At 43.4% G+C, this 21,276-nt stretch carries 18 protein-coding genes; 16 read left to right on the top strand and 2 right to left on the bottom strand.

The annotated features are described in order from the left end of the window. Nucleotides 1-107 precede the first annotated feature (107 nt). The 14 genes from T359_RS0102725 (at nt 108) to T359_RS0102650 (ending at nt 15,703) form a co-directional block, all read left to right on the top strand. Nucleotides 108-1,622, top strand: a complete 1,515-nt coding sequence (locus tag T359_RS0102725; RefSeq protein WP_026516150.1) for an MFS transporter — start codon at nt 108-110, stop codon at nt 1,620-1,622. A gap of 19 nt (nt 1,623-1,641) precedes the next feature. Next, nucleotides 1,642-3,855, top strand: coding sequence for a glycoside hydrolase family 2 protein (locus T359_RS0102720; protein ID WP_026516149.1), 2,214 nt, complete (start codon nt 1,642-1,644; stop codon nt 3,853-3,855). A 19-nt stretch (nt 3,856-3,874) separates the two neighbouring features. Continuing rightward, nucleotides 3,875-6,136, top strand: coding sequence for a family 78 glycoside hydrolase catalytic domain (locus T359_RS0102715; protein ID WP_026516148.1), 2,262 nt, complete (start codon nt 3,875-3,877; stop codon nt 6,134-6,136). An 18-nt stretch (nt 6,137-6,154) separates the two neighbouring features. Beyond that, nucleotides 6,155-7,459 carry a glycoside hydrolase family 1 protein gene (locus tag T359_RS0102710; RefSeq protein ID WP_026516147.1) on the top strand — a complete coding sequence of 435 codons (1,305 nt, stop codon included), beginning with the start codon at nt 6,155-6,157 and terminating at the stop codon, nt 7,457-7,459. Next, entirely contained in the window at nt 7,459-8,334 is an 876-nt protein-coding gene (locus T359_RS0102705; RefSeq protein ID WP_026516146.1) for a sugar phosphate isomerase/epimerase family protein, read from the top strand. Before T359_RS0102710 ends, T359_RS0102705 begins: the two co-directional genes overlap by 1 nt. A 30-nt stretch (nt 8,335-8,364) precedes the next feature. Then, nucleotides 8,365-8,682 carry a hypothetical protein gene (locus T359_RS22035; protein ID WP_242839026.1) on the top strand — a complete coding sequence of 106 codons (318 nt, stop codon included), beginning with the start codon at nt 8,365-8,367 and terminating at the stop codon, nt 8,680-8,682. A gap of 113 nt (nt 8,683-8,795) precedes the next feature. After that, nucleotides 8,796-9,821 carry an NAD-dependent epimerase/dehydratase family protein gene (locus T359_RS0102690; protein ID WP_026516144.1) on the top strand — a complete coding sequence of 342 codons (1,026 nt, stop codon included), beginning with the start codon at nt 8,796-8,798 and terminating at the stop codon, nt 9,819-9,821. A 116-nt stretch (nt 9,822-9,937) separates the two neighbouring features. After that, complete coding sequence (locus T359_RS0102680; RefSeq protein WP_026516143.1) at nt 9,938-10,609, top strand: response regulator transcription factor; 672 nt, start codon at nt 9,938-9,940, stop codon at nt 10,607-10,609. A 38-nt stretch (nt 10,610-10,647) separates the two neighbouring features. Then, nucleotides 10,648-11,682: a HAMP domain-containing sensor histidine kinase gene (locus T359_RS0102675; protein WP_026516142.1), complete on the top strand. Its 1,035-nt coding sequence runs from the start codon at nt 10,648-10,650 to the stop codon at nt 11,680-11,682. A 346-nt stretch (nt 11,683-12,028) separates the two neighbouring features. Continuing rightward, a complete protein-coding gene (locus T359_RS0102670) occupies nt 12,029-12,256 on the top strand; it encodes a helix-turn-helix domain-containing protein (RefSeq protein WP_026516141.1) in 228 nt (75 codons plus the stop codon). After that, nucleotides 12,246-13,133 (top strand): BRO family protein, encoded by an 888-nt coding sequence (locus T359_RS0102665; protein WP_026516140.1) that lies wholly within the window; start codon nt 12,246-12,248, stop codon nt 13,131-13,133. Before T359_RS0102670 ends, T359_RS0102665 begins: the two co-directional genes overlap by 11 nt. Nucleotides 13,134-13,137: 4 nt before the next feature. After that, nucleotides 13,138-13,704 (top strand): hypothetical protein, encoded by a 567-nt coding sequence (locus tag T359_RS0102660; RefSeq protein WP_026516139.1) that lies wholly within the window; start codon nt 13,138-13,140, stop codon nt 13,702-13,704. Between the two features lie 348 nt (nt 13,705-14,052). Next, complete coding sequence (locus tag T359_RS0102655) at nt 14,053-14,658, top strand: low molecular weight protein-tyrosine-phosphatase (protein WP_026516138.1); 606 nt, start codon at nt 14,053-14,055, stop codon at nt 14,656-14,658. A 193-nt stretch (nt 14,659-14,851) separates the two neighbouring features. Beyond that, nucleotides 14,852-15,703: a DegV family protein gene (locus T359_RS0102650; protein ID WP_026516137.1), complete on the top strand. Its 852-nt coding sequence runs from the start codon at nt 14,852-14,854 to the stop codon at nt 15,701-15,703. Between the two features lie 15 nt (nt 15,704-15,718). On the opposite strand, the gene T359_RS0102645 is transcribed toward T359_RS0102650, so the two are convergent. Both T359_RS0102645 and T359_RS0102640 read right to left on the bottom strand, forming a co-directional pair. Beyond that, a complete protein-coding gene (locus T359_RS0102645) occupies nt 15,719-16,048 on the bottom strand; it encodes a YolD-like family protein (RefSeq protein WP_026516136.1) in 330 nt (109 codons plus the stop codon). Nucleotides 16,049-16,074: 26 nt separating this feature from the next. Next, entirely contained in the window at nt 16,075-17,337 is a 1,263-nt protein-coding gene (locus T359_RS0102640) for a Y-family DNA polymerase (RefSeq protein WP_026516135.1), read from the bottom strand. A gap of 112 nt (nt 17,338-17,449) precedes the next feature. Between T359_RS0102640 and T359_RS0102635 the strand changes: the two genes are divergently transcribed. Further along, nucleotides 17,450-19,048 carry a helicase HerA-like domain-containing protein gene (locus tag T359_RS0102635; RefSeq protein WP_026516134.1) on the top strand — a complete coding sequence of 533 codons (1,599 nt, stop codon included), beginning with the start codon at nt 17,450-17,452 and terminating at the stop codon, nt 19,046-19,048. Between the two features lie 168 nt (nt 19,049-19,216). Next, nucleotides 19,217-21,256 carry a putative bifunctional diguanylate cyclase/phosphodiesterase gene (locus tag T359_RS19060; RefSeq protein ID WP_051544871.1) on the top strand — a complete coding sequence of 680 codons (2,040 nt, stop codon included), beginning with the start codon at nt 19,217-19,219 and terminating at the stop codon, nt 21,254-21,256. Nucleotides 21,257-21,276 lie beyond the last annotated feature (20 nt).

Here is a 21,276-nt window from a genome sequence, read left to right as displayed (position 1 = left end):
AATACTAATCGGGATAAAATAATTCTAACATAATGCGAAACTAAATGATACTATGACAATAACAGGAAAGCTTTCAAAGATTATCATGCAACTGAAAGGGGTTAATAATGGGTAAGAACAAATCTCTGATAAGAGAAGAAAATGGGGTAACCTATAAAAGAGCTAAAACCTGGCATATTGCGCTTGCGATGATGACAGGTGCAGGGCAGATGGCATTTTATCTGCTGATGAATGGTGCAACATATATTGGAAATTCCAACTTTGGAATTCTTGTTGCAGTTACAGGACTTATTATCACAGGATCAAGGCTTTTGGATGGAATTACAGACCCGGTAATAGCTTTTTTCCTGGAAAGATTCAATTCAAGATTCGGGAAAGTAAGATTTTCAATCATGTTTGGATGGCTTCTTATGGCCATTGCTACAACACTGATGTGTAATATAGGGGCAAAGCTGTCACTTACGGGCGCAGCAGGAATAACATTCTTTGTTCTCTGTTATGTGATCTATATCATTGGTTATACATTCGTAAGTATAGCCGGCCAGATCAACATGAACATTCTGACCAACGATCCTAAGCAGCGTCCTACAATCGGTGTCTGGAGTACAGCGTATTCATATCTGGTGCCAATGATCATGAGCGTTGTGGCCTCGGCTGTGATTCTCCCAAGATTTAATAACATTCAGGGAACAGAATACTTCGCAACTTACAATGTAGTGGTAATACTTGTTTCACTCTTTTTCTACATTCTGGCATGCATAGGAATTGCTCCATACGACATTCCCGAGAATTTCGAAGGAATCAAAAAGGATGGCAAAACCGATGAAAAGCCAAGCTTTAAGGATATGCTGGCTCTGATTAAAGAAAACAAAGAGCTTCAGAGATTCATCATGGCTGCAACATCCGATAAGCTGGCTCAGACAATAGGCTCTGCAGCGGTAGTATCCACGATGCTTAACGGAATCATGCTTGGATCAATGGCTATTTCATCAATTCTTTCTGCTGTGGCAATGCTTCCATCCATTATTTTCGCAATCATAGGTGCGAAGATTGCCGGCAAACAGGGTAGCCGAAAGGTCATGATCGACTGGACCAAGAATTGTATCGGACTGAATATCGCATTTGCGGTATATCTTTTATTCACACCTACAACTCTTGTGGGAACAGTATTCGGTGGCAACTTATCAACCGGAGCAGTTCTCATGGCAATCACTTATGTACTCTTTACATTTGGAAATAACGCAATGAAGATGGTTGTTTCTGTATCAACAAGCGCGTTCAGAATGGATGTTGTTGACTATGAGATGGATCGCTCAGGAAAATACATGCCTGCGACAGTATCCGCTACTTACAGCTTTATTGACAAAATAGTTTCATCCTTTGGTGCAACTATCGCAACACTCATGATCGGACTTATAGGATATACAACTACAGCGCCTCAGCAGGGTGATCCGCTTACCTTCGGCGTCAGAGTTATGACCATAATACTTCTTATCGGATTCCCTATAGTGGGATGGATCTGCACACTTCTGGCAATGAAGAATTCTGAGCTCACATACGAGAAGATGGAAGAGATCCAGAAGAGTATCGGCGAGAAGAAAAAGGCTGCAATGGGTCAGTAAAAAGTAGGAGAGGTGAAACATGCGAACAACAATTCTTTGGAATGATAACTGGATATTTGAAAAAGAGGAAAAGAGCAAAAGCATAACTCTTCCTCATACCTGGAATGCTGTTGATGGACAGACGGGGCCTGAGCAGTATTACAGAGGAACCTGCCTTTATAAAAAGACATTTGAAAGACCGGTAATGGAAGAGGGACAGCGGGTGTTTGTGGAATTTCGAGGCGCTAACTCCTCTGCAAAAGTTGTTTTAAACGGCCGTGAGGTTGCGAGCCATGATGGCGGATATTCCTGCTTTAGGACGGACATTACAGAGGCACTTTCAGATTTAAATGAGATGGTAGTTTCTGTTTCCAACGAGCCCAATACAAGGGTGTATCCACAGAAAGCGGATTTCACTTTCTATGGTGGCATTTACAGGGATGTTTATCTTGTGGTTGTGGATGAAAAGCACTTTGACATGGACTATTATGGTGGAAAAGGACTGTACGTCACACCAAGACTAAACGGAAATGATGCTGAAATTGAAATAAAGGCATACACAAGCGGCGGAGAGCGCGTAAGAATATCAATTGATGGTGTAACAGAGCAGGAGTTTGAGGTGGTTCCGGCAGAGAATGCATCCTGTGGATATGTTGCCTGCGGTAAGATCACGATAAAAGAGCCACATTTATGGAACGGTCTCAAGGATCCGTTCCTGTACAATATAACAGCGACTCTTTTGGATGGAACAAAAGAGTGTGACAGAATTTATGACAGATTTGGAGTAAGGCAGTTTCATGTTGATCCCCAAAAGGGATTCTTTCTTAACGGAGAAAGCTATCCGCTTCGAGGAGTTTCAAGGCATCAGGACAGGGCAGGAGTTGGCAATGCACTGACAAAAGAGATGCACAGGGAGGACATTGAACTCATCCTCTCCATGGGCGCCAATTCCATAAGGCTTGCACACTATCAGCACGATCAGTACTTCTATGATCTTTGCGATGAAAAGGGCATAGTGGTATGGGCTGAGATTCCATATATTACCGTACATATGGACAGTGGAAGAGAGAACACCATATCCCAGATGAAAGAGCTGATAAGCCAGAATTACAATCATGCATCAATAATGTGTTGGGCACTTTCAAATGAAATATCTCTGCAAGGCGTAACTGAAGACCTTTTGGAGAACCACAGGATATTAAACGATATTGTCCACGAGATGGATCCTATCAGATATTCTGCCATGGCAAATCTGTTCCTTCTTGAGACAGACTCGCCTCTTGTAACACTGCCTGATATTCGCGGCTACAACCTCTACTATGGCTGGTATGTAGGCGAGATGGAGGACAATGACAAGTGGTTTGACGATTTCCATAATCAGCATCCCGATGTGGCAATAGGACTTACGGAGTATGGCGCAGATTCAGTAATTACGCTTCAGTCTCCAATACCTGAAAAAGGCGATTATACAGAGAGTTATCAGGCTGTTTATCACGAGCATATGCTTGAAATGTTCAGCACCCGTCCATATATCTGGGGAACATATCTTTGGAATATGTTTGAATTTGCTGCAGCTGGACGAGATGAGGCAGGAGATCCGGGCAAAAACCACAAGGGCGTCATCACCTTTGACAGAAAGCAGAAAAAGGACGCTTATTATATCTATAAAGCATGGTGGTCTGATGAGCCTTTCGTTCATCTTTGCGGAAAAAGATATCACGACCGCATCGAGGATAATACAGAGATAAAGGTATATTCAAACCAAAAGTCCGTAACTCTCTTTGTTGACGGCGTAGAAGTAGGAAACGCAAGTGGAGAACATATCTTTAAGTTTAATGTTCCCATAAGCGGAGTTCATACCATAAAGGCTGTGAGCGGAGAACTTTCGGATGAGATGGAGATAACAAAGGTTTCCGAGCCCAATCCGACATATTTTGCACCGGATAAAAAGGTCAGAAACTGGTTTGACAAGAAAGATGAGCCTGAGGAAAAAGAGGGATATCTCTCCCTTTCAAGTACAATGGCAGAGATTCAGGCCATACCTGAAGGAAAAGCAATTCTCGACAGGATGATGGCAGCAATGACATCAAGAACAGCAGGCGGAATGGGAGAAGGCGTAGAGATTTCAGAAGCAATGCAGCAGATGATTGCCCGCCAGCCCCTTAAGAAGCTCCTGCAACAGGGCGGAATGGATATAGAATCTGACGAGATTAAGGCACTTTCAAATGCTCTTATGAATATTAAAAAGCAGTAAAGAACACAAGAGGTGTTAGATGGAAGCGGCTAAGATTTTTGAAAAAGCAAAGTGGATATCACCTGAAACCGTGACAGAACCTGATAAGAGAAAGGGAGCAGGCTATTTAAGGACCACATTCTCTTATAAAGAGGGGAAAGTCAGCATATATGCTACGGCCCATGGCTTGTATGAAATATTGATAAATGGCCGGAAAATTACGGATGCACGACTGACACCGGGATGTGATGAGTATGATAAAAGGCTTCAGTACCAGGAGTATGAGATCACTGAAGTGCTAAAGCCCGGTGAAAACGAGATATTTATAACGCTTGGTGATGGCTGGTACAGAGGATGCAACGGAATTGACGGCGTGAGAAACCTCTACGGCGAGGATATTTCATTTCTGTGCGCAGTGATAGGCGATGGAGACATGGAGAATCCGATACTTGTCACGGATTGCAGCTGGGATGCCTGTGAAAACGGGACCATTAAGCTTACGGACCTTGAACTGGGAGAAACTTGTGATGCCGGTGCGGGCTTTGGTGAGTGGCATAAGGCCGGGGAGATGTCTTTTGACAAAGGGAATCTTATAGCCCAGACATCGCCGTTTGTTACGGAACATGAAGTGTTTGAAGGCAGACTTATCACAACTCCGAATGGAGAGAGCGTATTTGATTTCGGACAGAACCTTGCAGGTTATACGTCTTTTGTTGTAGAAAACGCCAAAGGCGGTGAGAAGATCTGCCTCGTCCACGGTGAAACCCTGGATGAAAACGGAAACTTCACAATCAGTAATTTCCAGCCCGGAGACAGGAACAAATCAGGCGGAATAAAACAGGAAATAAACTATATCTGCAATCCGGGCAGGAATGAGTTTAAGCCTCATTTTTCGATGTTTGGATTCAGATATGCCAAGATAACGGGTGATATTTTACCAGAAAACATCAAAATAAAGAGCATAGCTGTGTATTCTGACATGAAGGAAACAGCAGGCTTTGAATGTGGCGTGGATGCGGTAAATAAGCTCTTTGCAAACAGTGTATGGTCCATGAAGTCGAACTTCTGCGATATACCGACCGACTGCCCTACAAGAGAGAGAGCAGGCTGGACAGGCGATGCAGCGGTTTTTGTGAGGACCGGAGCATATCTCATGGACTGTAAGAATGTTTACGAGAAATGGCTTGCAAACGTGAGGATAGGGCAGCACTCCGACGGTAAAATGGCGTATATCTGTCCCAAGAACTCAAATCCGGGCAAGATAGCAGAGATGTTCTCAGCTTCTGTAGGCTGGGGCGATGCGGCTGTTATAGTGCCCTGGAATCTGTACAGAATATACGGTGATAAGCAGGTACTTGCTGACAATTATGAAATGATGAAGAAGTGGGTGGATTTCCTCGGAAGAAGAGCAGGAAAGAGCAAGCTCAAGAACCGCTTTGGAAAGAACCCTTACAGAAAATACATCATCGACACCGGAATGGACTATGGTGAGTGGTGCGAGCCAGGAGCAGACGTTATGAAGACTATGATGGCTGCTTTCAAGGATGGCCAGCCTGAAGTGGCAACAGCTTACTATGCATATTCATCGGGGATTCTCGCCAAAATATCTGAGATTCTCGGAAATAGCGCTGATGCAGATAAGTACAAAGAGATCTCGGAAAAGGCGACTGAGGCATACAGATATCTGGTTCTCAAGGACGGACATATCAGGTCAGACAGGCAGTGCGAGTACGTAAGGCCTCTTGCGTTTTGTCTTTTACCTGAAAAAGAGGCAGTGGAAGCTGCTAAAGACTTAAATGAGCTGGTAGTGAAAAATGACTATCATCTTAATACAGGCTTCCTTTCAACGCCTTTCCTGTGCGGCGTGCTTGCAGATTACGGTTATGTGGATACTGCATACAGGCTGCTGTTGCAAAAAAGCTATCCTTCGTGGCTCTATGCGGTGGAGAAAGGTGCTACCACTATCTGGGAGACCTGGGATGGCGTCAGAGAAGATGGCACTGTCCATGATTCACTGAATCACTACTCCTATGGAGCTGTTTCCGGATGGCTTTTGTCCGGTGTCTTGGGAATCAGATACGATTTTGACAAGGTCCTGATAAAGCCAGTGCCGGATGAGAAACTTAAGTTTGCAAAGGGCTACTATGATTCGCCGAAAGGCCGCATAGTATCCGAATGGAGATATATTGAGAACTCGAATACTTTTGCTTACCATTTTGAAATTCCTGAAGGAATGGAAGCAGAGCTGGAGCTCCCCGGCGGGGAAAAGAGAATTCTGACAAGCGGAAGTTATGAGATTTAAATTATGGAGGATAGGAAAATGAACAAGTTCGAGAACGGATTTATGCTGGGCGCTTCTACTGCAGCCCATCAGGTTGAAGGAAACAATACAAATTCAGATTACTGGGTAATGGAGAATATGGAGTATTCACAGTTTGTTGAGCCTTCACTGGATGCTGTGGATCACTATAACAGATACGAAGAAGACATCAAGATGCTTGCGGATGCAGGCCTTAACACTTACAGATTCTCTGTTGAATGGGCACGTATTGAGCCTGAGCAGGGCAAGTTTGATGAAAAAGAGATCGAGCATTACAGGAAGATGATCAAATGCTGCAGGGACAATGGTGTTGAGCCGGTTATTACCCTCATGCATTTCACATCGCCTGTCTGGCTTATAAAACTGGGAGGCTGGGACAATGAGCAGGTTGTAGAGCTTTTTGCCAACTATGCAAGGTTCGTCACAGAGCAGCTTGGAAGCGAGATAAAGTATATCTGCACCATAAATGAGGCCAACATGAGACTTCAGATAGGCGCTCTCATGGAGAGATTTAAGAAGCAGATGATGGCGAAAATGGCAAATGCAGCCAAAAGCAGTGGTGACTCCATGGAGGGACAGGTTCAGGTTGGACTTAATCTCTCTGACCCGATGGAGAAAATGAAGCTGGCAGCAATGGAGAATGCCAAAGTATTCGGAGATCCTCAACCGCATACATTTGTTTCTGCAACAGATGCAAATGGCGATATGATAGTTATAAAGGCGCATCAGGCAGCCAAGGAAGCAATCAAGGCTGTTAATCCGGATATTCAGGTTGGTATTACGCTTTCCCTGCACGACTGCCAGTACATAGAAGGTGGCAAGGAGCGCGCAGACAGCGACTGGAACGAGGAGTTCAGTCATTACATTCCTTACATCAAGGATGATGATTTCTTCGGACTTCAGAACTATACCAGAACAACTTACGGCCCTGATGGAATAGTGCCTGTTCCGGAGGGAACAGCCATGACACAGATGGATTACGAAGTATACCCTGAAGCCCTTGAGCATGTAATAAGACGCGTGCATGAGGAGATGCCAAATGTTCCGATCATGGTTACCGAAAATGGAATAGCAACAGCAGATGATAAGCAGAGAGTTGAGTTTATCGACAAGGCAATTGAGGGTGTTCAGAGCTGTATAAATGATGGAATTCCTGTCATCGGATACTGCCACTGGTCACTTATCGATAATTTTGAGTGGCAGAAAGGTTATGCGCTGACATTTGGTCTTTGCGCAGTTGACAGGAAAACACAGATCAGGGCACCAAAGCCCAGTTTGAAGCATCTTGGAGGCTATTTGAAATAATGAAAGACACAGTACTGACGGGTGTGCAACAGATAATGATCGGAAGCAGGTGCAACAGTCATGAGAGTGCATTTAGCACACTAAAAGCAATTAAAGATGCCGGATATGACGGCATTGAGCTAAATGAGTTTATGATAAAACCAACTCCCTTTATTGTGAGGCTGCTTACTAAATTTGCCGGCATGCCCACGGGAAGTGGAGGGAAACTTAACTGGAAGGAGCTGATCGCTGAAAGTGGGCTGAAGGTTATAAGTCTGCACAGCTATCTGAACAGCATTGAAGAAAACCCTGAGGCTGTTGCTAAAGAAGCCATGAGCTTTGGAACAGATACCGTTGTTATAACCGGTATGTACAGGTTTGATTACGGGAATGCTTCTGAGGTAAAAAAACTTGCTGAGAGGCTTAATAAGGCGGGAGAAGCTCTTTTACCCTATGGAGTAAAACTTCTTTATCACAATCACAACGTAGAGCTGCAGAGGGTCTCAGAAGAAAAGACCGCCTATGATCTGATCGTAGAAAACACAGATCCGCAGTATGTCAACTTCGAGCTTGATACATACTGGATGGCAGATGGAGGTGCCGATGTCACAGCCCTTATAAACAAACTGTCAGACAGGATGGTGATGTGGCACATAAATGACAGGGGCTGCAGGAAGAAGGGGCCTTTTATTACGCCTATACTTAAAGAGGACGCCGCGGAACTAGGCACAGGTAATATGGCTCTCGGAACTATCTTGGAAGCCGTAAAGGCAAATACCAGAGTAGAAGCGATCGTTCTTGAGACCCACAAAAACTGGATAGATAATGACCCGGTTAAGAGCCTTCAGGTGAGTTCAAAGTGGTTTATAAAGCAAAAAATGGAGCATGACCAATGAAAAATGTATGTGTAATAACAGGCGGTGGAAGTGGAATGGGACTGGAGACAGCAAAGTGTATGCCTAAGGATAAGATTATTGTACTATCCGGAAGGACAGTCTCTAAGCTGGAAGGCAGCCTATGTGCTTCCTAAATTCCTTATAAGCAGGAAGGTGTATGCTCTTGCAGAAACAGATGAGGAATTATTTGTAAAGAAATTGGTAAAAAAGAGCAATCTGGCAAAAGGTGAGTATCAGAAATCAGGATTTGCAATTGCTACCGTGGCAGATGAGAGAAACGGATATCTTGCAGGTGTTGACGTCTTATGCGATGGTGGATGCACAAACGGAAAAATGTTTAAGAAATAATCAAGAGTTTTTACTTTCAATTTACCATTAAAGAATATCCTCATATTATCAACAGGAAACAAAAGCACGCAGGTGCTTAGGAATAGCAAATTGATAATATGGAGGATATTTTTATGTCTAAGAATAACAATAACACAATGATTCTTGTAACAGGCGCAGCAGGCTTCCTTGGCGGAACAATCTGCAGACAGCTGGTAGAAAGAGGAGATAAGGTAAGAGCTTTTGTTCTTCCCAATGACCCGGCAATGAGATTTGTTCCTAAGGAGGCTGAGGTTGTTGAGGGCGATCTTACAAATAAGGAGTCTTTAGAAAAGTTTTTTACTGTTCCTGAGGGAATGGAGAGCATCGTGCTTCATATAGCAAGTATTGTCTCAATAAACCCTGATTATAACCAGAAGATTATGGATGTAAATGTGGGCGGAACCCAGAACATTATCGACCTGTGCCTTTCACATAAAGAGTGCAAGAAGCTTGTATACTGCAGCTCTACAGGGGCGATACCTGAGCTTCCAAAGGGACAGAAGATAAGAGAGGTTGATCATTTTGATGAGGACAAGGTTCTTGGCTGTTATTCGCAGAGTAAGGCGCTTGCAACACAGGCTGTACTTGATGCAGTAGAAAATGAAGGACTTAATGCGTGTGTTGTTCATCCAAGCGGAATAATGGGCCCGGAGGACTTTGCAATCGGAGAGACCACAGGAAATCTTATAAAGATAATAAATGGTGAAATGCCTGCAGGAGTCGATGGCACTTTTAACCTATGTGATGTAAGGGACCTAGCTGCCGGAACAATAGCAGCTATTGATAAGGGAAAAAAGGGACAGTGCTATATTCTTGGCAATGAGCCTGTTTCCTTCAGGGAGTTCTGTAAGCTGGTAAGTGATGAGAGCGGATGCAAGCCGGTAAAGATGTTCCTTCCTATATGGGCAGCAAATCTCATGGGCAAGATGATGGAAAACAAGGCAAAAAGAACCGGAACAAAGCCTATTATGACTACTTTCTCGGTTTATAACCTTGCTCGCAACAATACATTTGATTCATCGAAGGCAAAGAAGGAGCTTGGATATCACACAAGATCCTATCAGGAGACCATACATGATGAAGTTAAATGGCTTAAAGCTGCCGGCAAGATTGCATGATATATGTAAATTGAATTAAAATGGAAAGGAAAGAATACTCATGAATAAAATTGGAATTGGAACTGCTGTTGTAGGTGCGGCTGTATTTGCTATAGTAAAGCTTAGAGAAAGATGTAATGATTAAGATTCTTTTGGTGGAAGATGAAAAAGCAGTACGGCTCCTTACCAAGGTTAAGCTTCGGGATAAGTATGAGATAATTGAGGCTGTAGATGGCAAGGATGCCTTAGATAAACTTGAAGAGACAAAGGTCGATCTTATGATTGTCGATGTTTGCATGCCAAGAATGGATGGTTATGAACTGGTACGGGAGTTGCGCTCTATAGGGGATGCAACTCCCGTTATTATGCTTACTGCCATGGGAGATTTCTCCCACAAAAAGAAAGGTTATGAGCTGGGGATAGATGAGTATTTGACCAAACCCATAGACTATGAGGAGCTTACTTGGCATATTGAGGCGATACTTCGAAGATCCAGGATAAACAGCGAAAAAGAAATTTGTGTTGGAGACTTTGTTATATCAGAAAATGGTATGTATGCAAGGCTGAATGATAAAGATCTGGATCTGACGGATACTGAGTTTAAGCTCCTTTATAAGCTTTTGTCATATCCGGGTGTTACCTTTACAAAACAGCAGATAATGGATGAAATCTGGGGATATGAGACTGAGACTGATTACAATACTATAAAGGTTTACATTAATCGAATCAGGAATAAACTGGAAGGCTGTACGGCCTTTGAGATTATTTCTCAACGGGGAGTAGGCTACAAGGCAGTAATAAACCAATAATTTGTAAATCAGAAATTATTGACCTAAGGGTGAATAGCATGAAAAAATACAAGACAGATGCGAAAAAGTTCAAGATAAAAGGCTTGAATTGGGTATATTATATAGGCATGATGGTTACTATAGGCGGTGTGATGGCCTATGGACTTATTGGAGCTGCGGTTTTTGATTTCGATGACAGAAGCTCTCTCACGATGCTTGCAATGATCCCATTGATGGGCCTTGTTTGTTATTTTTCATTAAGTCCTGTTGTGAAATCCATATCCCGGAGAATGGAGAGACTTGCCCAGGGAATGAACGAGGTTTCCGAAGGCAACCTTTCATATCAGATAGAGCTTAAAGATGCAGGAGAGTATAAGGTTTTATATGAACAGTTTAATGCTATGACTGCTGAGCTAAAGAAAACAAGGCAGGAGATGGAGGATTTTACAAACGAGTTTGCCCATGAATTTAAAACTCCAATCACAGCGATAAATGGGTTTGCAGAGGTCCTTTTGCAATCTGCGGATGGGCTCGAAAAAGAGGAACGGGATGAATACCTTAAGATGATAGAGGATGAGTCACGAAGACTGCTGAATCTGTCGCAGAACACCCTGCTCTTGTCCAAGGTTGAAGCAATGCAGATAGTGGCAGATAAAAAGAGTATTGATTTGGCCGAGCAGCTAAGGCGTTGCATAATCCTTTTGGAAAAGCCAATTGAAGATAAAGAAATTGAGATAGTTATGGACGAGGATTTAAAGCTCTTTTACAATGGCAATGAAGAAATCCTTGAGCATGTCTGGATTAATCTGCTTAACAATGCAGTAAAGTTTACCCCTCAGGGCGGTAGAATTGAAATAAAAGGTAGAAAAGAGAATGACAATGTTATCGTGAGCATAACGGATAGTGGCATTGGAATGGATGACGAAACATGCCGTCATATCTTTGACAAATACTATCAGAATGACACTGTCAGCCTTAACAAGGGAAGTGGCATAGGACTTGCAATAGTTAGACGTATCGTCACGTTATGTGGTGGAGAAATTACTGTTTCCAGCTGGCCGGGAAGCGGAAGTACGTTTACGGTATCGCTATAGTATCGGTGCGAAAAAACGCACAGTGGGAACGAATAACAGAGACATTTTATTCGTCTGCCACGGCATAGTACTAACAAAATGTAGCAAAGCCGTGTGGTGAGAACATTCTATTAAGAGATTATAATGTTTACCCTCGATTTACCCTTTTTGTTTTTTAGAAAGTGCTTTGATTATCTAATATTTTGAATTGCAACTTGTCGTTAGGGTAATCGGGTAAACAACAATAATAAAAATGTCGGTTGACTGTATAGTTGATCGACATTTTTTATTGACAACACGCATCGCGTATGCATATACTGATAATACGCATTGAGTATAAAGGCATTGAATGAACGGGGTGACTTGCATGGATAGCAGAGATTATTTGATAGAATTAAGAAACAGTACTGGAATGTCGAGAAAAGAGTTTTGTGCGTATTTTGAAATTCCGTATCGTACACTGCAGGATTGGGAATTGGGAAATAGGAAAATGCCAGATTATCTTTTGAGATTGATGGCGTATAAAATCGAAATGGAAAAACTGGTGGGAAGTAAAAATGTAGAGAAAAATGGGGACAACGATGATGACAGATAAAGTACAATTATTTGAAAGTCAACCTATTAGAACCGCATGGGTAGAAGATGAAGAGGAGTGGTATTTCTCAATAGTTGATGTGGCGGGTGTTTTAACTGAAAGTAAGGATCCGACTACATATTGGAGGAAACTAAAGCAAAGACTGAAAGAAGAAGGAAATGAAACCGTGACAAATTGTCACGCTTTGAAAATGACTGCTAAAGATGGGAGAAAGCGATTTACTGATGTAGCAAATACTGAACAACTTCTAAGAATTATCCAGTCAATTCCTTCCAAGAAGGCTGAACCATTTAAGATGTGGCTGGCACAGGTTGGCCGTGAAAGGATTGAGGAGACTATAGATCCTGAACTTACGATAGACCGAGCGCTGGAAACATATGCAAGACTAGGATATGATGCTGACTGGATTAATCAAAGACTTCAGACAATTCGTGCAAGAAAAGAGCTAACGGATCAGTGGAAAGGCCATGGTGTTAAACAGGGAAAAGAGTTTGCTATCTTGACAGATGAAGTTACCAGAGCCTGGTCAGGCATGTCAACAAGACAGTACAAGAATCTTAAGGGACTCAAAAAAGAAAACCTAAGAGATAACATGAGTACTCTTGAGCTTGCATTAAATATGTTGGCAGAAGCAACTACTACTGAGCTAACTAAAGTACATAATCCGCAGGGACTTGATGAAAACAAAACGATAGCAAAAAGAGGCGGACAGATTGCTGGAGATGCCAGAAAGAATATTGAGGCAGAAACCGGTAAGCCCGTCATCACAAGTCAAAATGCGATGCAACTTAATGATGCTGTTGTTGGGCTTATAGAGAACATCATAGATATCGAGTATGAAAATGATAATGATAATGAAAATGAAAATGGAGAATAACTAAATGGGACAGTTCGATTTAGAAAAATTGGATAAAGCACTTATTTATGTAAATCGTATAGCAGATGGAAAAAATCCTATAAACAATATGCCGGCAGATAATGATGATGTTATGAATGATCCTAATGTTATCAGATGTATGTTTTTTATCAAAGATGTGCTTTTAGCGCTTAAGGAAAATGGTGGAGTGATTGGAAAAACTTCAGGGATTAAGAAAAAGGAATTCCCTATGGAGTCACTTTCTGAGTATCAGTTTATAGAGACAAAAACGATAACAAGATTTACAGAACAATTGAATTCTGGGATAGATGAAAAAGAATACAAAAAGTTGTCATATAAAGTGATAACTGATTGGCTCAAGAAGAATGGCTATTTGATAGAAAAAGAGGATAATCAGCTAAATAAAAAAGTAACATTGACTACAGAAAAGGGACAGGCTGTTGGAATAACACATTCTTTGCAAACTAGCATGAACGGAACCGCCTATTACAGGATAGAATATGACAAGATGGGACAAGAGTTTGTTTTGCAGAATCTTTCTGAAATTATAAAAAGCCAATGTTCAGAATAACATACTTTTACTTTTAGACGATACATGATATGGTTATGTAAGCGAGATAAATCGTCGCAAACTGCATGAGGATTTAAGGCAGATGATAAGCTGTCCGGTCCGGCGTTCTTGTTAGAAGGACATTCCAGATATGGGATGTCTTTTCGTTATTATAAAAAAGAAGGGCCCATTGGTCCTCCTTCCGGTCGCAGGCATCGCAAGTTTCTGCAACCTGATCACTGTTGTTATATGCGCACTGATAATTATTGTAAATATATAGCTAAAAGATAACGTTGATTTTTCCGTTGTCTGCCAACTTGTCGCTCAACTTGTGCGACTAAAACCGCAGAAATAGAGGGCTTTAGAGAAATGATAAGAATTTTATTCGTCTGCCACGGCAATATATGCCGTTCAACAATGGCCGAATTTGTTATGAAGGATATTGTTAATAAACAGGGGCTTTCACAGGCTTTTCATATTGAGTCATCGGCGACTCATACCGATGAGATATGGAATGGAGTGGGAAGTCCGGTGTATCCGCCGGCCAGGGCCAAGCTCAGAGAGCATGGGATAGGAACTTCTGACAATGAGCTGGGAGTTAGTGCCAAAAGGGCGAGGCTTACCAGCAGGGCTGACTATGGCAAGTTTGATTTCATCATCGGTATGGACAGCGCAAATATGAGAAATCTAAATGGTATATTTGGCGGTGATCCGGATAAAAAGGTCTACAAAATGCTGGACTTTACTGACAGAAGCGGTGATGTGGCGGATCCCTGGTATACCGGGAATTTCGATGCTACCTGGCGCGATGTATCGGAAGGATGCCATGGGCTTTTCAGGAAGATACTGACAGACCCCCAATATGCATCTGAACTTGTTGAATATGCAGGGGATGCAGATGTATTTGGTGATGCCGGATATGATGATTATGATCCAAGAGATAACCTTAAGTATGATGATTTTCCTAAAGGATAAAAACAGGAGCTGCTATTGCGGCTCCCGTTTTTTTATGCTATCCTAGTGAGCGGTTTGGAAACTACAATAATAAAAAAGACACGCATAACAGTAAATAACAGCATGGCGTGGAAACGAATACGTTAAAATAATGAATGTTGGTCATAATAATCAATAGGGGAAAACAAAGCTTTTTATTGGGAGGAGTTCTAAAATGGCAGTCAGGATCATTACGGATTCAGCAAGTGATATATCACAGGAGAAAGCAAAACAGTGGGGAATCACGGTGCTTCCCCTCAAAGTCAGATTTGGGGAAGAGGAGTATCTTGACGGCGTCACACTGTCCTGTAAAGAATTCTACATAAAATTGGTGGAAACCGGAGAAGTTCCTAAAACCAGCCAGATAACTCCATACGAGTACGGTGCAGAGTATGAGAAGGCCATAGAAGAAGGGGATGATGTGGTCTGCTTTACTCTTTCTTCCGGAGTATCCGGCTCATACCAGAGTGCGTGTGTAGCTGCACAGGAGTATCCGGATAAGGTGTTTGTTGTGGATACCAAGCAGTTTTGTATTTCACAGCTTGTCATTGTACAGAGAGCAGTTCAGATGAGAGACCAGGGTATGAGCGCAAAAGAAATAACTGAAGCTATTTCAGAAGAACTGAAGTATGCCCATGTTATCGCAGCCTTTGATACCCTTGAATATCTGAAGCTTGGCGGAAGACTGTCATCTGCGGCTGCCTTTGCGGGAAATTTCCTGATGATCAAGCCTGTACTGACAATAGAAGATGGAGTAGTAAAAATCCTTGGTAAAGCAAGAGGCTCAAAAAATAAGCACAATATGCTGATGGAATTTATAAGGAAAACAGGCGGCATAGATCTCTCAAAGCCTACATGCCTTGGATATACAGGATTATCTGATGAACTTCTTAGAAAATATGTTGAGGACTCCAAAGAACTCTATGAAGGAAATGAAGATAAGATCCAGTATGCTGAAGTTGGCTCAACCATCGGAACCTATGCAGGCCCCGGAGCTATAGCCTTTGCATACTTTGAGAAACATTGATGATTCAAAATCAGACTAACGTTCATCTGTAATGATATCAAGAATATTATCGAACTCTATCTTAGTGTTAACGATCTGAAGAATACGGGCTACTTCATCGAATCTGGCCACCAGGCCGGTGAGCTTGATGTATTCGCCTTTTTGATAGTAGATGCAGGTGATGATGCGGCCTTTTCGCACCTCATGCATCTTTTTATCAAGCTCTTCCAGCATATATTCTGAATACTCAGGCTTTTCTACTACGATTTTTTCCTTGGACCTCAGGGCCTCATCCAGTCCCTTCACTGCCTGGAAGGGTAGGAACTGAGCAGCCCTTTTGTCCATACTCATCTTTTGTCTTGCCATATATCAATCCTCAAATAAAATCACTATCACGCTTTGTGGCCACCTATCTGATTGTTGCGTTCTCTTGTCGTGGCCCCTTCTTCAAAGTTAAGTCCCTTTAAAATAGCATTTTTGCCGAATTTGTTTTTTATCTCCAGTACTGCCTTCTGAACCTTCCGGTTTTTCTCAAGATCCTCAGCGGGCATAAAGAAGGAGTACTGCATATATTCTTCGTTGGTGACACCGTTGCAGACCACATACATCCTCCGGACAAGGTACGCCGGATTCACAATCTGAGTATAGAGCTCCGCGATCTTTGGAATCAAAATAGAAGAAGCATTGGTTGGTGTGTCCAGGGAAAATGTGCCCTTGGCGGAGGGGAGAGGCGCACTCTTGGCGTAGCCCACCATCAGGGTAAAGGACTTGGAAACCAGCTCCTTGTCCACCAGATCAAGGCACATGACATCCATCATTTCCTTGGCTATAACAAGACCCTTTTCAAAGGTGTAATCACTCATAAGAACCTGGCCCTGAGTGAGGGAGTGGGACTGGGATTCGTAGGAGCGTATATCCTGGATGGAAACAGGCTCCCGGCCCCAGGCGTGGTCAATAAGCAGCTCTGCATTGACACCAAAAAGCTTGTACAGAAGATCCTCATCTCCATAAGCTATATCCCGCATGGTGAGCATTCCGTAGGTAGCAAGCCTGTTGGCGATACCCTTGCCCACCCGCCAGAAGTCAGTGAGGGGCTTGTGATCCCACAGAGTCTCGCGATAGGTCTTTTCGTCCAGTTCTCCGATAAAGTCAGGGGAGTGCTTGGCGGTTATATCCAGAGCAACCTTGGTAAGAAAGAGGTTGGTCCCGATGCCGCAGGTGGCCCGAAGTCCAAGAGTTTCGTGAATATCACTGATGATCCTCTGGCCCAGCTCCCGGGCGCTCATCTGGTATAGCGACAGGTAATCCGTAACATCCATGAAGGCCTCATCCACGGAGTAAACATGGATATCGTCCTTAGAAATATACTTAAGATAAATGGCGTAAACCTCTGCGGAGTAATCCAGATATTTCTGCATCCTGGGAGGGGCCATTATGTAATCGATGTGCTTGGGAATTTCAAAAACTCTGCATCTGCCGGGGATCCCGAGGGCCTTCAGGGCCGGGGAAACCGCAAGACAAATAGTCTTGTCGGAGCGGGTAGGATCCGCAACAACAAGACGGGTAGTCATGACGTCAAGCCCTCTTTCCACGCACTCCACCGAGGCATAGAAGGACTTGAGATCTATGCAGATGTAAGAACGTTCTTTTTCCATATAATAATTATATGAACTAATGTTTGGATGGTCAACTGTGGCTACCACGTAAGGCGCATGTAGTGCTATAATAGTAGGCAACTGAGTTTACGATAAACTTAAGGAGGAGAGTATGTATAGAGAAGGTAAAGTTTGGGTGGCTAACACCCTGGATGGGGAGAACGTATATCTTTTGCCTAAGATGGCTAACAGACATGGCCTTATTGCCGGCGCCACCGGTACCGGTAAGACCATAACTCTTAAGGTTCTGGCAGAGTCCTTCAGCGACATGGGGGTTCCGGTATTTCTTGCGGACGTCAAGGGAGACCTTTCCGGAATGGTTGTAGAGGGAAAAGACTCAGAGGACATGCAGAAGAGAATACAGAAGTTTGGTCTTGAGGAGGCCGGCTTTAAGTATCAGAAATATCCTGCAACCTTCTGGGATGTATTCGGTGAAAAGGGTATTCCCTTAAGAACCACAGTTTCAGAGATGGGACCGCTTCTTCTTGCGAGAATTCTTGGTCTTAACGATCTTCAGAGAGACATCCTCTCAATTGCATTCAAGATTGCAGATGACAATGACCTTCTTCTTATCGATACCAAGGACCTGAAGGCCATGCTTAATTATATTTCGGAAAATAATAAGGATTTTGCGGCTGACTACGGCAACATCAGTAAGGTTTCCGTATCCGCCATCATGCGTGCCATTGTTTCCCTTGAGATCGCAGGGGGAGACAAGTTCTTCTTTGAGCCTGCCCTTAACATCAAGGACTGGTTTGCTCAGGGCGAGGGTGGCAAGGGCATGATCTCTATCCTTGATTCCACAAGCCTTATCAATAACGGCACTCTTTATGCCACATTCCTTCTCTGGATGATGTCTGAGCTCTTTGAGACACTGCCTGAGGTTGGAGATCTGGACAAGCCCAAGATGGTATTTTTCTTTGACGAGGCTCACCTTCTTTTCAAGGATACGCCTAAGCACCTTATGGATAAGATCGAGCAGGTGGTTAAGCTCATCAGATCCAAGGGAGTTGGCATCTATTTTGTAACCCAGAATCCAAGGGATATTCCGGACGGCGTTCTGGCTCAGCTCGGAAACAAGATCCAGCATGCGCTCCATGCCTATACACCTTCCGATATGAAGGCTGTCAAGGCAGCAGCTGATTCCTTCCGCGAGAATCCAGAGTTTAAGACTGTGGATGTTATCCAGGAGCTGGGCACAGGAGAGGCTGTCTGCTCATTCCTTTCCGAGGACGGAACTCCCACAGTGTGCCAGAAGGTCAAGATCCTTCCTCCCCAGAGCTATATGGGCGGCATAGACGATGCTCTCAGGGAAAAAGAGATCAAGCAGAGCCTTCTTTACAGTAAGTATTATGAGCCTGAAGACCCCGATTCAGCCTATGAGTTCCTTGAGAGAAAGGGCCTTGCGGATGCCAAGGCAAAAGAGGAGGAAGAAGCAGCCAAGGCTAAGGCAAAAGAGGAAGAGGCAGCAGCCAAGGCTAAGGCCAAGGAAGAAGTTGCAGCAGCCAAGGCAGCTGAGAAGGCCAAGGCAGCAGAGGACAGAAAGAAAAAGCAGGCTGCCAAGGCAGTGGGTAACGCTGTTGCAGGAACCGTGGGCCGTGAAGCAGGAAAGGCCTTCGGCGGAAAGTTTGGTAAATTCGGTAAGACTCTCGGAGGCAACATCGGAGCAAGCCTTGGAAGAGGAATTCTTGCCACACTGTTTAAATCATAATATTGAATCTATTAAGATGCCTTGGAAGCTCGCACTTTCAAGGCATTTTTGTCTAAAAGTTTAAGAAAAGTTAATGGCTTTATCATCGGAATAAGGCTAAAATGATAATGAGAAGATATGTAAATTCGTTACCATGTTGTCAAAAATTCGAAACAGGGTATCAATTTTATGGGTGTAGAAGTCAGTAAACTTAAAGAATATGTAAAGAGCATGCAGGGCATGTATGACGTGGTTCGCCTGGTAAAGCCCGGCTCCTGTCATACTATGAATGCGGGCAAAGACGGCAATCTGGCGGAGGAAGAGCTGTGCTATACCATCTGGGGCAAATGCGACAGATGCAGTAATTGCACCAGCTACCAGGCCTGCGCAAGGCACAGGGTCCAGGAGAAGACCGAGATCAAGGATGGAGTGGAATGCCACGTTATCTCTATTCCTGCTCCTGTCATGGAGGATGGCCAGAAGCTCAATTCCTATGCCATAGAGCTTATTTCCTATGGAAGAGAAGTCGATGATCCGGCCCTGGAAAACAGGACAGATTGTGCTACTGCCAACGAGGATGCGCTCTATGTGAGTATCGTGGGTAATAAGAACCTTAGCGATACCATTATTTCCCAGGCTATGCTGGATTCTGAGATAGGACTTATCTGTTTTGACGAGGATAATAACTGCATTTATTCCAATAAACAGGCCTTCAAGATGTTCCATATTCCAAACGAACTCAGCAGAATGCAGGAGTTCTTGCGGTCCTGGATCATGTATGATTACCACAAAGCCCAAAGCACTATCTGGAGTCAGTTCTATTCCTATGAGGGTGAGGAATTTCTTTATGAAATGCACCTGATGACGGCAATGGATGGAAAGAAAAAGGAACTGATAGGCTTCTGTATCGCTGTGATGGACATTACCTATGAAGCGGTGAACACAGGAGGCGTAAAATATAGAGAAACTCATGATTCGCTGACGGGAATCTATAATCAGGAGGGCTTTTACAAGGCTGTAAGAGCTGCCCTCTCCGAGCATCCGGACGATAGGTATTATATGATCTGCTCCAATATTAAGCAGTTTAAGCTGATCAATCAGCTCTTTGGTATGGAGAAGGGCGATGAGCTTCTCAGAACTATTTCAAGAAATCTTGAGAAGTGGAGCGTTGGAGATGATATATACGGAAGAACTCATTCCGATGAATTTGTTATGTTCATGAGAAAAGACCGCTTTGATGAGCAGAGATTCAGGGACGGAGTCCATGAGAGTGCCAAGCTTTTGGATAACAGCGTCTTCAGCCTCAGGTTCCAGCTGGGAGTTTACGAGATAGAGAGCAACTTCCTTCCCGTGCATGATATGCTTGATAAGGCGAGAATGGCTATTGATACCATATCCTTGAATAATAAGGAGCTTTCCATTGCATATTATGACGAAGAGATAATGAAAAATACTCTTCATGAAAACGAGATCATAAACAGCTTTAACGAGGCCCTGGAAAACGGTGAGTTCCACATATTTTTACAGCCTCAGGCGGAGTGCGACGGAAGAGTCATCGGCGGCGAGGCCCTGGCCAGATGGATACACCCTGAAAAGGGAATCATTCCTCCGGGAAAGTTCATCGGAGTACTGGAAAGCGCCAATCTTATCTATAAGATGGATCAGTATGTATGGGAACTGGCGGCAAAGCAGCTGGCTGAGTGGAAGGGAACCGATAAGGATAAATACAGGATATCCGTCAATATCTCACCCAAGGATCTTCAGTTTTTGAATATCGAGGTGGTATTTAACGACCTTGTAAAAAAATATGATATTGATCCGGAGAAACTTAATCTGGAAATCACGGAGACAGCCATTGCCGGCAATATCGGCAGATGCATTGAACTTATGGAAAGGCTCAGACAAAAGGGCTTCATTGTGGAAATGGACGACTTTGGATCCGGCTATTCATCCCTTAATCTGCTGAAGGATTTCCATGTGGATGTCCTTAAGATAGATATGAAATTCCTGGATTCCAATAAGGACAACGGAAGATCCAGAATCATCCTGGAGCACATTCTTCATATGGCCAAGGCCCTTCATATGGTCACCATCGCAGAGGGCGTTGAGACCATAGATCAGCTGGATATGTTGAAAGAAATGGGCTGCGATCTCTTCCAGGGATACTATTTCTCCAAACCTGTAAGTGTAGGAGAATTTGAGGATTATGGCGGCATGATCAGAATCTGATAAGTATAAATATGATAGAA

It is taken from the genome of Butyrivibrio sp. MC2021, assembly GCF_000621605.1.
Taxonomy (GTDB): domain Bacteria; phylum Bacillota; class Clostridia; order Lachnospirales; family Lachnospiraceae; genus Butyrivibrio.
The sequence above is the reverse complement of the archived record's forward strand: the minus strand, read 5'-3'. Positions and strand labels throughout refer to the sequence as shown.

What these genes read in the sequence shown, in the direction of transcription:
- T359_RS0102655 (WP_026516138.1), top strand. Translation starts at nt 14,053, where the DNA reads ATGATAAGAATTTTATTCGTCTGCCACGGCAATATATGCCGTTCAACA.
- T359_RS0102640 (WP_026516135.1), bottom strand. Translation starts at nt 17,337, where the DNA reads ATGGAAAAAGAACGTTCTTACATCTGCATAGATCTCAAGTCCTTCTAT.
- T359_RS0102650 (WP_026516137.1), top strand. Translation starts at nt 14,852, where the DNA reads ATGGCAGTCAGGATCATTACGGATTCAGCAAGTGATATATCACAGGAG.
- T359_RS0102645 (WP_026516136.1), bottom strand. Translation starts at nt 16,048, where the DNA reads ATGGCAAGACAAAAGATGAGTATGGACAAAAGGGCTGCTCAGTTCCTA.
- T359_RS19060 (WP_051544871.1), top strand. Translation starts at nt 19,217, where the DNA reads ATGGGTGTAGAAGTCAGTAAACTTAAAGAATATGTAAAGAGCATGCAG.
- T359_RS0102670 (WP_026516141.1), top strand. Translation starts at nt 12,029, where the DNA reads ATGGATAGCAGAGATTATTTGATAGAATTAAGAAACAGTACTGGAATG.
- T359_RS0102635 (WP_026516134.1), top strand. Translation starts at nt 17,450, where the DNA reads ATGTATAGAGAAGGTAAAGTTTGGGTGGCTAACACCCTGGATGGGGAG.
- T359_RS0102715 (WP_026516148.1), top strand. Translation starts at nt 3,875, where the DNA reads ATGGAAGCGGCTAAGATTTTTGAAAAAGCAAAGTGGATATCACCTGAA.
- T359_RS0102705 (WP_026516146.1), top strand. Translation starts at nt 7,459, where the DNA reads ATGAAAGACACAGTACTGACGGGTGTGCAACAGATAATGATCGGAAGC.
- T359_RS0102660 (WP_026516139.1), top strand. Translation starts at nt 13,138, where the DNA reads ATGGGACAGTTCGATTTAGAAAAATTGGATAAAGCACTTATTTATGTA.
- T359_RS0102665 (WP_026516140.1), top strand. Translation starts at nt 12,246, where the DNA reads ATGACAGATAAAGTACAATTATTTGAAAGTCAACCTATTAGAACCGCA.
- T359_RS0102725 (WP_026516150.1), top strand. Translation starts at nt 108, where the DNA reads ATGGGTAAGAACAAATCTCTGATAAGAGAAGAAAATGGGGTAACCTAT.
- T359_RS0102720 (WP_026516149.1), top strand. Translation starts at nt 1,642, where the DNA reads ATGCGAACAACAATTCTTTGGAATGATAACTGGATATTTGAAAAAGAG.
- T359_RS0102680 (WP_026516143.1), top strand. Translation starts at nt 9,938, where the DNA reads ATGATTAAGATTCTTTTGGTGGAAGATGAAAAAGCAGTACGGCTCCTT.
- T359_RS0102690 (WP_026516144.1), top strand. Translation starts at nt 8,796, where the DNA reads ATGTCTAAGAATAACAATAACACAATGATTCTTGTAACAGGCGCAGCA.
- T359_RS0102675 (WP_026516142.1), top strand. Translation starts at nt 10,648, where the DNA reads ATGAAAAAATACAAGACAGATGCGAAAAAGTTCAAGATAAAAGGCTTG.
- T359_RS0102710 (WP_026516147.1), top strand. Translation starts at nt 6,155, where the DNA reads ATGAACAAGTTCGAGAACGGATTTATGCTGGGCGCTTCTACTGCAGCC.